12 protein-coding genes are annotated in these 13,922 nt (G+C 56.1%); all 12 read left to right on the top strand.

Annotated features, from left to right (window positions below):
• Positions 1–3 precede the first annotated feature (3 nt).
• The 12 genes from JWJ90_RS15930 to pglX all read left to right on the top strand — a co-directional run bounded on the left by JWJ90_RS15930 (position 4) and on the right by pglX (position 13,919).
• Positions 4–261, top strand: a complete 258-nt coding sequence (locus JWJ90_RS15930; RefSeq protein ID WP_092193064.1) for a VrlD — start codon at positions 4–6, stop codon at positions 259–261.
• Positions 262–510: 249 nt separating this feature from the next.
• A complete protein-coding gene (locus JWJ90_RS15925; protein ID WP_205228206.1) occupies positions 511–1,473 on the top strand; it encodes an amidoligase family protein in 963 nt (320 codons plus the stop codon).
• An 11-nt stretch (positions 1,474–1,484) separates the two neighbouring features.
• Positions 1,485–2,006: a DUF5049 domain-containing protein gene (locus JWJ90_RS15920; protein WP_205228205.1), complete on the top strand. Its 522-nt coding sequence runs from the start codon at positions 1,485–1,487 to the stop codon at positions 2,004–2,006.
• A complete protein-coding gene (locus JWJ90_RS15915; RefSeq protein WP_205228204.1) occupies positions 1,991–2,788 on the top strand; it encodes a glucosamine 6-phosphate synthetase in 798 nt (265 codons plus the stop codon). Before JWJ90_RS15920 ends, JWJ90_RS15915 begins: the two co-directional genes overlap by 16 nt.
• Entirely contained in the window at positions 2,785–3,309 is a 525-nt protein-coding gene (locus JWJ90_RS15910; protein ID WP_205228203.1) for a gamma-glutamylcyclotransferase family protein, read from the top strand. Before JWJ90_RS15915 ends, JWJ90_RS15910 begins: the two co-directional genes overlap by 4 nt.
• A 157-nt stretch (positions 3,310–3,466) precedes the next feature.
• Positions 3,467–3,670 (top strand): helix-turn-helix domain-containing protein, encoded by a 204-nt coding sequence (locus JWJ90_RS15905; RefSeq protein ID WP_205228202.1) that lies wholly within the window; start codon positions 3,467–3,469, stop codon positions 3,668–3,670.
• A 6-nt stretch (positions 3,671–3,676) separates the two neighbouring features.
• Positions 3,677–4,288, top strand: a complete 612-nt coding sequence (locus tag JWJ90_RS15900; protein ID WP_240194986.1) for a DUF1819 family protein — start codon at positions 3,677–3,679, stop codon at positions 4,286–4,288.
• A 26-nt stretch (positions 4,289–4,314) separates the two neighbouring features.
• A complete protein-coding gene (locus JWJ90_RS15895; RefSeq protein ID WP_205228201.1) occupies positions 4,315–4,899 on the top strand; it encodes a DUF1788 domain-containing protein in 585 nt (194 codons plus the stop codon).
• A gap of 14 nt (positions 4,900–4,913) precedes the next feature.
• A complete protein-coding gene (gene brxC, locus JWJ90_RS15890) occupies positions 4,914–8,462 on the top strand; it encodes a BREX system P-loop protein BrxC (protein ID WP_205228200.1) in 3,549 nt (1,182 codons plus the stop codon).
• Between the two features lie 13 nt (positions 8,463–8,475).
• Positions 8,476–9,864 carry an AAA family ATPase gene (locus JWJ90_RS15885; protein ID WP_205228199.1) on the top strand — a complete coding sequence of 463 codons (1,389 nt, stop codon included), beginning with the start codon at positions 8,476–8,478 and terminating at the stop codon, positions 9,862–9,864.
• Positions 9,864–10,415: a hypothetical protein gene (locus JWJ90_RS15880; RefSeq protein WP_205228198.1), complete on the top strand. Its 552-nt coding sequence runs from the start codon at positions 9,864–9,866 to the stop codon at positions 10,413–10,415. Before JWJ90_RS15885 ends, JWJ90_RS15880 begins: the two co-directional genes overlap by 1 nt.
• Before the next feature lie 3 nt (positions 10,416–10,418).
• A complete protein-coding gene (pglX, locus tag JWJ90_RS15875; RefSeq protein WP_205228197.1) occupies positions 10,419–13,919 on the top strand; it encodes a BREX-1 system adenine-specific DNA-methyltransferase PglX in 3,501 nt (1,166 codons plus the stop codon).
• Positions 13,920–13,922: the final 3 nt, after the last annotated feature.

The raw sequence follows: 13,922 nt of genomic DNA, 5'->3' as shown, positions 1-13,922 counted from the left end.
GCCATGATCGTTCGACGCAAAGGCGGCCTGACCGAGTTCATCCCCACGCCGCAAGAGAAGCGCGATGGCCTGATCCGCGACCACGCCCTGGGCCTGCTGGAGAATCTGCACCAGCGCCTGGCGCGGCTGGAACGGGCGTCAAAGCTCCCGGCCACCGAAGCGGAGGCCTTCACGGCGCTGCTGGCGCGGATGCGGGCCGACGAGTCGCGCAACCTCGAGCTGCACGCCAGCTTGATCACCTCTGATACCGCCTCCGGCTGACCGGCTCACTGCCACCGCCAACCCAGAAACCCCGGATACGGCCAGCCCGTTCCGGGGTTTCTGCCGCCTGTGCGCCGCCCAATCCGCCCAAGTTCTCAAGTCATTGAAAATAAAGGTGTTAAATGTCGGCTTCGGCTGTTCTTCTACTTGATTTGTGTCCGGAAAGAAGCATTCATTCATGGTGTAAGCGGAGGATGAAAAGCCTTTCCAGACAACGACTTAGAAGCGCCATGAACGACGGAGGCACGCATGAACCTGAAAGAGATCCACTACGGGATCGAGATCGAGACCGTAAAACGCACCCGGGAACAGATCGCCTGGGCCATCCACTCGGTGGTGGGCGGCACGGTCCGCCATGTCGGCATTCCCAGCAGCTATGACCCCTGGGAGGTCGAGGACCTGCGCGGCCGCGTCTGGAAGGTGGTGGGGGACGCCTCCCTGACCAGCGTCCCGGCCCATCTGCGGGCCGAGGTGGTCAGCCCGGTGCTCGGCTACGACGACATCCCGCAACTGCAGGAGGTGGTCCGGGCCATCCGCCGCGCCGGTGGCAAGATCAACAGCCAGTGCGGCATCCACATCCATATCGACGCCGCGCCCTTCGACGGCAGGCACCTGGGTAACCTGGCCAAGATCATCTACAAGCAGGAGCCGCTGATCCTCCACGCCCTCGGCATCAGCCGCGACCGCCTCAACCGCTACACACGGCCGGTCAGCGACGAGCTGATCCAACGCATCGAACAGCATCGCCCCCGCACCAAGGACCAGCTCAACCGCATCTGGTACGGCTACCACAACCGCCAGCCCCAGCACTACGACAACAGCCGCTATCACGGGGTCAACCTGCACAACGTCTGGTACCGGGGCACGGTGGAGTTTCGCTGGTTCGAGGCGACTCTCCACGCGGGACGGATCAAGGCCTACCTGCAATTCTGCCTCGCCGTCGCCGCCAAGGCGCTCAATGGCCGGGCAGCCTCCAGCCGCAAGCGGGATTTCGATCCCCAGAGCGCCAAGTACGACTTCCGGGTCTTCCTGCTCCACCTCGGCCTGATCGGCGACGAGTTCAAGACCGCCCGCAAGCATCTGATGGCCAACATGCCCGGTGACGCCGCCTTCAAGAACGGACGGCCCAAACCGGAGGACGTCCTCCCGGACGAAACCGAAACCACCACTCTCACCAACGAGGCCGGGCAAGTTCCCGGCCTCACTGTTTAAGGAGGTGCCCCATGAAGATTCTGATCCGCTCCACCACGCTGGACGGCGAACCGATCCCCGGCAGCGGGGAAACCATCCAGGCCGCTGACTGCCTTGAGGTGGTCGAGCTGATGCGCGGCCAGACGCCGTTTACCGCCAGCCGAGCGCCCCGGGACTACATGACCGAGGTGCTCTCCGGCATCGAAGGCGGGCCGACCCAACCATTGCCGGAGGACGCCGCCGCTGCGGCCGCCGAGTTTCTCACCCGTCTGGCCCGGCACGGCCTGATCGAGTTTCTGCCCGACGACAAGGCCAGCGATCCCTGGCCGGAGCGCTTCCTCGAAGCCCTTGAGACGGTGCGGCTCTCCGGGCGCACCAACATGCTCGACCACCCGGAGGTGACCCGGCTGACCGCCGAGATGGGCTACCCGGAGGTGGCCGAGTGGCTGGCGGACCACCGGCGCGAATACGCGGCCTTCGTCCTCGAGGGGACGAGACCGCTCGGCAAGGACTTCGGCGGCAAGGAGGACCCGGCTCCATGTGCGGACAAGTAGGCATCATCTTCGGCCGCAAGCGCAGACGGCCCAACGAGCGGGATTACCTGCGCGAGCTCTTCATCCGCATGCTGCTGCACAGCGAGGAACGCGGACCGCACGCCTCCGGTCTGGCCTGGCTCAAGACCGACGGCAGCCACCGCATCTTCAAGCGGCCGATGCAGGCGCACGAGCTGGTCTACGAGAAGCCGTTTCAGGAGCTGCTCGGGCAGGTCGACAACGAGACCACCATCCTCATGGGCCACACCCGCTGGCGCACCCGGGGCAACGAGTTCAACAATCGCAACAATCATCCCATCCGGGCCGGGATCGTCATCGGCACCCACAATGGCACCATCTACAACGCCGATTATCTGTTCCGCCGCCTCGGGCTGCCGCGCTACGCCGAGGTGGATAGCGAGCTGATCTTCCGCCTGGCCGACCGCTTCGCGCCCGAAGGCCCCATCGACCAGGAGGGCCTGAAGAAGGCGCTCGCCCTCTGTCGCGGCCAGATGAGCGCCGTGCTGGCCTCGCGGCTCGACCCGGGCACCATCACCGTGCTCAAGGGCAACAAGCCGCTCTGCCTGCGCGTCCACCGCCAGCACCGGATGGTGCTCTACGCCTCGGAGGCCGCTTTCATCGACTTTGCCGTGGACAACGAGAAGGGCTGGCGCGAGCTGGAGGTGCCGCCCATGACCATGCTCACCATCCGCCACGAGGATGTGCGGGCCATCGAAAACAGCGAATTCCGCTTCATACCCCAGGAGCGCAAAGGGACACTGCCCGAAGGAGTGAATGCATGAACATTGGAGACACCGCGAAGCTGAACACAAACCCGGAAGACAGTCCGGAGACCACCCTCCGGCTCTTCGTCTACGGCACCTTGAAACGGGGCTACTGGAACCATCAACGCTTCTGCGCCCAGGCTCGCAGCGTCGAACCGGCCGTGGTCTGGGGCAGGCTCTACCATCTCCACGCAGGGTTCCCGGCGCTCGAAGTGCCGGAGGGTCTGATCCTGTCCCAGGGCACCGCCGATCCGCTGGCCGACGCCCGCAGACAGCAGGAGATCGACATACCACGTTTCGGCCGCCCGACCGGTGACTGGGATCTGATCCACGGGGAGCTGGTGACCTTCACCGACCCGCAACGCGACCTCCTGCCCATCGACCGGCTGGAAGGCTTTCGGCCCGGCGGGCACAGCATGTATCAGCGGGTGATGGTGGCGGTGCTTTGCAAGCGCACCTCTATTCCCGCCTGGACCTACTTGATGCCATGCCCGTCTTACGCGGAGAGAGTCGCCAGCGGCGAGTGGTTACGCCCGTGAGCAGACCTTTGCGGCTTTATCCGGACGAAAACGTTTGACAATCGGCCCCTGCCTAAATATATTAAAGGACGTTTTAACTTGGGGAAGCTCTGACCAGCGTCCCCGTTACCGCCTCTGGCGTGGCAAGAAAACCAATCGCCCTTGAGGAGTTGGAGATATGGCCGAGATAGAAGACCGCTGGTTATCAGTAGACGAGATAGGCAAATACCTCGGTGTCAGCAGTGACACCGTTTACCGCTGGATCGACAAGCATGCGATGCCCGCCCATCGCATGGGCCGTCTTTGGAAGTTCAAGAAAGACGAGGTCGACGAATGGGTAAAGGCCGGTGGCGCTGCCGAACACTATAAAAAGGAATCCTGACCAAGAATGAGTAACGATAGGTACAGCATGTCATTTACAACGGGCAGTCTTTTTCACCGTGAATCGGTGGAGCTGGCCGCGCTGTATCTTGATCTTGGCGACTGGAACGCTGTTCGAGACAAAGTCATCGCAGAAAACTTACTTCAGACCAGAACGCTGAATACGCTCAAACGTGTCTGCCGCGAGGTCATCTCTCGGCTTAGAACGCTGAGCCCAGGCGAACTTGAATCCCTTGTTGAGGGCAGCCACCAAGAGCAGGCCTATCTCCTGTGGCTCGCCGTTTGCCGCCGGTACAGATTCATCGCTGATTTTGCCGTCGAAGTGCTTCGGGAGCGCTACATCACATTGAAAAGCGATCTGACCCACGAGGATTTTGATTCCTTCTTCAACCGGAAATCCGAGTGGCATTTGGAACTGGATGAGATCACCCCGGCGACACGAGGCAAATTGCGGCAGGTCCTGTTCAAGATGCTTCGCGAGGCCGATCTCCTAACGGCCAACAACATGATCCACGCTGCCATGCTCAGTCCAAGACTGTTGGAACTGTTTCATCAAGGCAGCCGCAGGGATGTTTTGTACTTCCCTGTATTTGAATCAGAACTGAAGGGGATGGCGTAGTGACAGCAGATATAGCCAGAAAGCCAATGCAGGACAGATTTCAGCATCTCTTTGCTGTGATCTCAGGCCAGCGTTTTCTCAACAAGCAAGGTCTCGGTAACGAGGTTCCATTTTTCATCTGCCCCTTCAAGCCGGAAGAGTCCGTCGAAATGGAGCGGCTCCAGCGTCAGCTGGTCAATCGCCTTGAGCAGGCCGGTGTCCGGATTCTGGAAATCAATCTGTATGACCTTTCGATAGAAATCCTCAAAGAGCGTGACATCTGGGACCAGATTGTCGAAATGGAGGATTCCGTCTCCAAAGAGCAGCTCAAGGAGCTGCTGCAAGGCGTGCTGGACCCTGAAGCGCATCTTGTTCCGGCCATTGCGGCCAAGCTGGCAAGCACGGATTTCGAGGTTCTTTTTCTGTCCGGCGTTGGCGAGGTGTTCCCCTACATCCGCTCGCACAACGTTTTGAACAATTTGCAGAGCACGGCGAAAGAAAAGCCGACCGTCATGTTTTTCCCGGGAGCCTACACCCACTCCCTGGAGTCCGGAGCATCGCTCGATCTCTTCGGAAGGCTGCATGACGACAAGTACTACCGGGCGTTCAACATCTTTCACTGCGAAGCATAAACGAGGGAAGCGTGATGACTCTTAAGACCATTTTTAACAAGCCAGTTGACCGCCCGATTGAAGGGGTCATCAAAGCTGACGATGAAGCCAGCCTTCGCCTCGAAATTGAAGAATACGTACTGACCAACGAAGTCGAGAAGCGGCTTGAATCCTTTCTGGACGCCTACAACAACTATGAAGGTGCCAATGGTGTTTGGGTTTCCGGCTTCTTCGGTTCAGGTAAATCCCACCTGTTGAAGATGCTGGCGCTCCTGCTCGAAAACCGGCAGATCGACGGGGCCTCGGCTCTTGACCTGTTCCTGCCCAAGTGTGGCGACAACGAAATCCTTCGCGGTGATCTCAAGCGAGCCGTCGCCATCCCGTCGAAAAGCATTCTGTTCAACATCGACCAGAAAGCTGACGTTATCAGCAAGACCCAGATCGATGCGCTCCTCGCAGTCTTCGTCAAGGTCTTTGACGAGATGTGCGGTTACTACGGCAAGCAGGGGCACATCGCCCAGTTCGAGCGCGACCTCGACAGTCGTGGCCTTTATGACCAGTTCAAATCGGCCTATGAATCCATTGCGGGCAGAACGTGGCAAAAGGGCCGCGAGCAGGCTCTGCTGGAGGCGAAAAACATTGCCAAAGCCTATGCCCAGGCAACCGGTGGTGACGAGGCATCGGCCATGGGGCTACTCGATAAATACCGCAGCCAATACCGTGTCTCCATAGAAGATTTTGCCGAACAGGTACATGCGTATATCGAGCGGCAATCGCCCGATTTCCGCCTGAACTTCTTTGTTGATGAGGTCGGTCAGTACATCGCTGAAAACGTCAAGCTGATGACCAACCTCCAAACCATCGCCGAGAGCATGGCAACTAAATGCCGAGGCCGCGCATGGGTCATCGTGACCGCCCAGGAGGACATGGGGACGGTTGTCGGCGAGATGGGCAAACAGCAAGGCAACGACTTCTCGAAGATCCAGGCGCGGTTCGCCAATCGCATGAAGTTGACCAGCGCCGACGTGGCGGAGGTTATCCAGAAGCGTCTGCTCATGAAAACCGAAGAAGGCGTTCGTCTGCTGTCGGACATTTATCACGCGCAGTCCAACAATTTTAAGACCCTGTTCGACTTTGCCGACGGCTCGCAAACCTACCGGAACTATCAGGATCGGGACCACTTCATTCACAGCTATCCGTTCATTCCGTACCAGTTCGCGCTGTTCCAGTCGGCCATTCAGAATCTGTCGCAGCACAACGCCTTTGAGGGCAAGCACAGCTCGGTGGGCGAACGTTCCATGCTGGGTGTGTTCCAGCAGGTTGCGATCCAGATCGGGGATCATGAAATCGGTCAGTTGGCGACCTTCGACTTGATGTTCGAGGGGATTCGCACCGCGCTGAAATCCAATATCCAGCGAGCCATCATCCAGGCAGAAAACCACCTTGATGGCCCTTTCGCGATCCGGCTGTTGAAAACGCTCTTCCTGGTCAAATACGTCAAGGAGTTCAAGCCGACTCTTCGCAACCTGTGCGTCCTGATGCTGGACGGCTTCAATCAGGATCTGCCCGCGCTGCGAAAACGGGTCGAAGAAGCCCTCAGCCTCCTTGAACAGCAGACCTACGTGCAGCGCAATGGCGAGCTCTACGAATACCTGACCGACGAGGAAAAAGACGTCGAGCAGGAAATCAAGAACACCGAGGTGGAATCATCGGATGTTGCCGCCGAACTTGAGAAGATTGTTTTCGACCACGTCATCAAGCAACGGAAGATTCGTTACGACGAGAATGGCCAGGACTACCCGTTCTCCAGAAAGCTCGATGATCGACTGCACGGGCGCGAGTACGAGCTGGCCATCCATGTCATCAGCCCGTTCCATGAAAACGCCGAAAGTGAGTCCATCCTGCGGATGCAGAGCATGGGCCGGGACGAACTGCTGATTCTGATGCCTGCGGATGAACGCCTCGTTCGCGACATCCTCATGTACAAGCGGACGGAGAAATACATCCGCCAGAATATCTCGATCACGCAACAGGAGGCGGTCAAACGCATTCTGACCGACAAGGGCTTCCAGAACCGCGAACGGTATGCCGAACTGCAGCAGCGCGTTCAAAACCTGATGGGTAAGGCCAAATTGTTCGTGGCAGGAGCCGACATCGAAATCGGTTCCGAGGATGCCCAGACCCGAGTGCTGCGCGGATTCCACGAGCTCATCTCCCGCGCCTATCCGAACCTTCGCATGCTGCGCGGCATCACCTACACCGAAAACGACATCGCCAAATGCCTCAAGCATTCACAGCAGGGGCTGTTCGGCAACGACGCCACCTCCCTGGCCGAGTCCGAGCAGGAGCTGTTGGCGTTCATTCAGAGCAATAACCGGGGTGGCGTGCGTACCACGCTGAAAAACCTGCTGGAGAAATTCGAGCGCAAACCCTACGGCTGGTACTACGCCGCCGTGCTTTGCACCTTGGCCAACCTGTGCGCTCGCGGTAAGGTCGAAGTCCGCACCGACGGCAACCTGCTGGAAGAGGACGAGTTGGAACGGGCGCTGCGCAACACCCATGGCCACGGCAATGTGGTGCTGGAACCGCAGGTCGAATTTACCGCATCGCAGGTCCGCGCCCTCAAGGAGTTCTTTGAGGACTTCTTCGATGCCCCGCCCCGCGCCAGTGAAGCGAAGGCGCTCGGCAAGGAGACCGGAACCGCGCTCCAGGAACTCATGCATCAGCTCAACCCGCTGGCGGCCCAGGCATCCCAATATCCGTTTCTGAATGCACTGACACCGGTGCTTGAGAAGCTCAAGGAACTGACCGGCAAGCCCTATACCTGGTATCTGACCGAACTCACCCGCCAGGAAGACGCGCTGCTCGACATGAAAGAAAGCGTCATCGATCCTGTCCGCAAATTCATGAGCGGGCCGCAGAAAGGCATCTTCGATAACGCCCGCAAGTTCGTTCAAACTCAGGAGCCCAACTTCGCCTACATCGATGGCGACGAAACCGCTCAGGTGGTTGCCAGCTTGACCGATCCGGAATGTTTCAAGGGCAACCGCATGCAGCAGGTGAAGACGCAAGTCGAAACCCTGCAGGAGAAGGTCACGGCCCAGATCGAGGCCGAGATTGCCAAAGCCAAGGAGACGGTCGCCGCTCTTAAAGGCCGTCTCTGCGGCATGGCTGAATTCGGCGCACTGAACGGCGATCAGCAGGAGCAGATCACCCGCCCGTTCAACGAATTCAACGTGGCTATCGAGCGCCAGAAGCTGATTGCCGTTATCCGCGACACCCTGCGCCGGTTTGAGGAAAGCGACTACCAGCGCCTGCTTTCGCAGATGACATCCTGGGCGCAACCGGCACCAACACCCGAGCCTGCTCCGGAGCCCGGCGAAACCGCCAAGCCGGATGAAGATACGAAGCCCACGCCACCGGCCAAACCGGAACCGCGCATCGAGTATGTGCCCAGCCGCTCGGTGAAGGTCTCATTCGATAAAGCCTGGCTGGCCGACGAGACCGACGTGGAACGCTACCTGGAATCCATGCGCGAGGCGCTGCTGGAAGAAATCCGTAAAGGCAAACGAATTCAAATTTAAGGAGATCAGCGATATGAAGATTTCGATAAAAAATCTCGGCGCTATAAAACAAGCGGAGTTCACGCTTGGCGAACTGACGATAATCTGCGGCGGAAATAACACCGGGAAGACCTACGCCACTTATGCGCTGTTTGGTTTCCTGTCTTTTTGGCGAGATGCGTTTTCAATCAAAGTGCCGGATGGAGATATTCGACGCCTCTTGAATGAGGGAAGCGTTGAGTTGGATATCCAGGATTATATTGGCAACGCGCAGTCAATACTCAAAAAAGGCTGCGCGGCTTTTACAGAGCAACTGCCCCATGTTTTTGCGTCGTCGGATAAACATTTTTCCGAAAGCCACTTCTCTGTTGATTTGGATTCAAGCGACATTCAGCCAGTACCAACCTTTGAACGCACAATGGGAGCAGCAAAAACGCAGCTGTTCTCCATCTCGAAAAAAGCGGACTTACCGTTGGTAACTATTTCGCTGTTGGTAGAGAAAGAGAAAGTCAGAATACCGCAGGACGTTATAAGCCGGATCATTGGGGATGCCTTGAAGGATATCGTTTTTGGGCACCTATTCCCTCATCCGTTTATTGCCAGTGCGGAACGAACCGGCGCGGCAATATTCAGAAAGGAACTCAATTTCGCACGTAACAGACTACTGGAAGAAATGGGTTCCATGGAAAAGGACATAAATCCTTTCGAATTGCTTTCAAAGGTTTATACCGACTACGCGCTTCCTGTTAAGTCAAATGTTGACTTCACGCGCCAGCTTGAAGAGCTCGCCAAGAAGGATAGCTTTATAGCTAAGGAACACCCTGAAATACTCAATGACTTCACGGACATCATTGGTGGTGACTATCTCGTTACTAAAAGCGACGAGCTCTATTACGTCCCAAAGGGCAAACGCATCAAATTAACTATGGATGAAAGTTCAAGTGCGGTGCGCTCGCTATTGGATATCGGGTTCTACCTTCGGCACGTGGCCACTCCGGGTGATCTTCTTATGGTCGATGAGCCGGAGCTGAACCTCCACCCGGAAAATCAGCGGCGTGTAGCTCGCCTTTTTGCACGACTGGTAAATGTCGGAATCAATGTATTTATCACGACGCACAGCGACTACATTATCAAAGAGCTGAATACCTTGATTATGCTCAATCAGGGAGGAGAACGGCTAAAGGCTCTTGCGGAACGCGAGCATTACAAGGCCTCTGAAATGCTGAATTCTGACAAGGTAAGAGTCTACATAGCGGAAGAAGCGCTCATTAAGTTAGATGGAGCGCAGCGCAAAACAAGATGCCAGACACTCGTTCAAGCCGACATTGACAGCAAGCTTGGGATAGAAGCGCGTAGTTTCGATAAGACGATAGAAGATATGAATCGAATCCAGGAAGAAATTGTTTGGGGAGGAGATGAGTGATGCCGGATATGGATATCCTTTCCCAAATGATCAAGGGCACTGCATTGGTACAACCGGAAGAAGAGTACGGCAAGCCGCTTGTCAAACTCAGTGAACCACAAGCACCAGATTCCAAGGCAACGATTCGAAATCTGCCAGCTGACGTAATGATTATCAAGGTAGACGCATTCCGGTCGCCAGATGATGTTTTCAATGGTGGCAATGGTGAATGTAAACGCGCTGATTACGTAATCATCAGCGCGGAGAAGAAATGCATTATCTACATCGAGATGAAGCGCACAAAAGATGGATGGAACCAAATCGTCAAACAATTGCTGGGTTCACAGTGTTTTGTCAAATATTGCCAGGAGATTGGCAAAGGTTTCTGGAATCAGAATGAATTTTTGAACGGCTATAAAAGTCGCTTCATTAGTATAGGGCATACCAGCATCGCAAAGAGGAAAACGCGGATCACCCGTAATGCAGAACGTCATGACACCCCCGACCGGGCGATGAAGGTCGACTGGCCTAACTACCTTCAGTTTAACCAGCTTGCCGGGTTGGGGGCTTAGTTCATGGAAACAGCAAAACTCAAAAAATTCGCTCAGTTCGCTCGGCGCAGCCTGCTGGAGCAGGTCTCCGCCAAGCTGAAACTCGTTCTGGCAGAGAACAGCGCCGCCCGGCGTGAACGTGCCGAGGCCGTCAAGAAACTGGAAGAGGCGATCAAGGGGCATGGCAAGGAACAGGTCATCGAGCGGGTGGCCTATATCTGGTTCAATCGCTTCTGCGCCCTGCGCTTCATGGATGTGAACCGCTACACCCGCATCGGCGTGGTGTCGCCCGCCGAGGGGCAGTTCCAGCCGGAGATTTTGGCCGAGGCCAAGATGGGGCACATCGACGAGGAGATGGTGCACGACAAAGTCCGGCAGCAGATCTTCGCACTGCTCGACGGCAAAGCGCCCAGCCGCGATCCGCAGGGCGAGGCTTACCGCCTGCTGGTGGTCGCCGCCTGCAACTTCTGGAACAAGGCGATGCCGTTCCTGTTCCAGCGCATCGATGACTACACCGAACTGCTGATGCCTGACGACCTGCTCTCGGGCAACTCCATCCTCGCCTACACCCGCGAGGCGATGACGCCGGATGCCTGCAAAGACCCAAAAACTGAAGAACCAATTGTTGAAGTCATTGGCTGGCTTTACCAGTTTTACATCTCCGAAAAGAAAGACGAGGTGTTCGATGGCCTGAAGAAAAACAAGAAGATCACGCCCGAGAACATTCCAGCCGCCACCCAGCTTTTCACCCCGCATTGGATCGTGCGCTATCTGGTGGAAAACTCCCTCGGCCGCCTGTGGCTGCTCAACCGTCCCGGCTCGAAGTTGGTCGAGCAGATGGACTACTACATCAAGCCCGAACAACCAGAAACTGATTTCCTGAAAATCAATAGCCCGGAAGAGATCAAGATCTGTGACCCGGCCTGCGGCTCCGGCCACATGCTCACCTATGCCTTTGACCTGCTCTATGCCATCTACGAGGAGGACGGCGTTGATCCCGCCGAGATTCCGGAGAAGATCCTCACGAACAACCTCTACGGCATCGAGATCGACGAACGCGCCGGGGAACTGGCCGCTTTTGCCTTAACTATGAAGGCACGGTCAAAGCAGCGCCGATTCTTCCGGAAGCCGGTGCAGCCCAATATTTGTGTGCTGGAGAGTGTGCGTTTCGACGAGGGTGAGCTAAAGGAATACATGGACTTTGTCGGGCGTGATCTGTTCGCTGCTCCGCTGCAAACCACCCTGCGTCAGTTCGAAGAGGCTGATAACTTTGGTTCCCTAATCCGTCCGGATGTGACCGATGTGGACGGCATGCTCAGGATTCTGGAGTCAAAGAATGTCTCCGGGCAATTGTTTATCAGCATGACCCACCAGAAGGTTCTGCAAGCCCTGCGGCAGGCCGATTACCTGAGTCCCAAATACCATGTGGTGATTGCTAATCCGCCGTACATGAATAGTGGCGGTATGAACGGGCGGCTTAAATCATGGTCTTCGGACATCTATCCAAGCAGCAAAGCGGATCTGTTTTCGATGTTTATCGAACGTAACTACAGCCTTGCAATGGAACGTGGTCTGGTCGCAATGATCACTATGCAGAGCTGGATGTTTCTTACATCGTTCGAAAAGCTGAGATCAAAGATGCTTGCCGAGTCGACCATATTGACTATGGCCCATCTTGGGGAGCGAGGATTTGACACAATCGGAGGGGTCGTTGTGTCAACAACAGCTTTTGTTTTTATGAATTCAAACAACCCCACCCAGATGGGTGATTATCTTCGCTTAATTGACGGCGGCTCTGAGCTTGAAAAGTCTACGATGGCAATCGAAGCAATAAAAAATCGCAGATGTGGCTGGTTTTTTAATGCTTCGTCGGATGATTTTCAAAAAATCCCAGAAGCCCCAGTTGCATATTGGTTATCTAGAAAAGTTCGAGAAGCATTCAGCTTCCCAAAAATTGGGGAGTTTTTTGAAGTCAAGGAAGGTCTTGGAACTAGGGATGATCCGCGTTTTTTAAGGAGCTTTTGGGAAGTTGACTATTCTAAGATCCGCTTTAATCCCAATGAAAAAGAGAAATGGGTACCAACCGACAAAGCTGGAGGGTTTAGGAAGTGGTTTGGAAGCAATGAAACTGTTATGAATTGGGAAGATGATGGGTATGAGATTAAAAACTTTGAAAAATCAGTTCCGAGAAATACGCAATATTTTTTCAAGGATGCTGTGTCTTGGGGGAAAGTGGCTACTGGCCGCCCTTCATTTCGTCTACGCACAGAACAGTTTGCCTTTGTCGATGCTGCACCATCAGCGTTTGGAGGAGATTTACATCGCTTATTAGCTTCATTAAACAGTTGTGCGGTTGGCCAGTTGCTTAAAATCCAAGGAAGTACTGTTAACGTAACTGTAGGAACTGCCAAAAACCTTCCGTATATAAAGGGAATCAATGAAGCCACATCTGTTGAATGCGTGGCTCTTGCGAAGCAAGACTGGGACTCCTTTGAAAACTCATGGGACTTCACCAGCCTCCCGTTACTGAATCCCGACTACCACCAGCCAACCCTAAAAGCCACCTACCAAGAGCTTCGCGCCCACTGGCGAGAGATGACGCTGGAGATGCAGCGGCTGGAGCAGGAAAACAACCGCATCTTCATCGACGCCTACGGCCTGCAGGATGAGTTGACGCCGGATGTACCACTCAACGAAATCACCCTGACCTGCAACCCGCACTACCGCTACGGCAACGACAAGAGCGAGGAAGAGCTGGAGGCGCTGCTGCTGGCCGACACCATGCGCGAGCTGGTCTCCTATGCCGTGGGCTGCATGTTCGGCCGTTACGCGCTGGACAAGCCGGGGCTAATCCTGGCCAACCAGGGTGAGACCATCGAGGACTACCTGAAGCGAGTTCCGGAGCCCAGCTTCCCGGCGGATGACGACAACGTCATCCCCATGCTCGATGGCGACTGGTTCACCGACGACATCGCCGAGCGATTCCGCAAGTTCCTGCGCGTAGCCTTTGGCGATGAGCACTACGAGGACAACCTCCGCTTCGTTGAGCAGGGCCTGAACATCAAGGGCAAGCGTAACTACGGCATCCGCGACTACTTCCTCGGCGAGTTCTACACCGACCATGTGAAGCGCTACAAGAAGCGGCCCATCTACTGGCTGTTCTCCAGCCCCAAGGGAAGTTTCAACGCGCTGATCTACATGCACCGCTACCGCCCGGATACGGTCAGCGTGGTGCTCAACGACTATCTGCGCGAGTTCCGCACCAAGCTCACCTCCCACAAGAACCACCTGGAGGCGGTCAGCATCAGCGCCAGCAGCAGCCAGGGCGAGAAGACCAAGGCCCTGAAGGAGATCGAGAAAATCACTAAGATGATCGCCGAGATGGAGGAGTACGAGCGCGAAGTGCTTTACCCGCTGGCCACCGAGCAGGTGGAGATCGACCTCGACGACGGCGTGAAGGTCAACTACCCCAAACTCGGCGCGGCCTTGAAGAAGATCGTCGGCCTGGATGCGAAAGAGGATTAAGGA

The sequence above is a fragment of the Desulfobulbus rhabdoformis genome (assembly GCF_016919065.1).
Classification (GTDB): domain Bacteria; phylum Desulfobacterota; class Desulfobulbia; order Desulfobulbales; family Desulfobulbaceae; genus Desulfobulbus; species Desulfobulbus rhabdoformis.
This window is presented reverse-complemented; position numbering and strand designations above follow the sequence as displayed.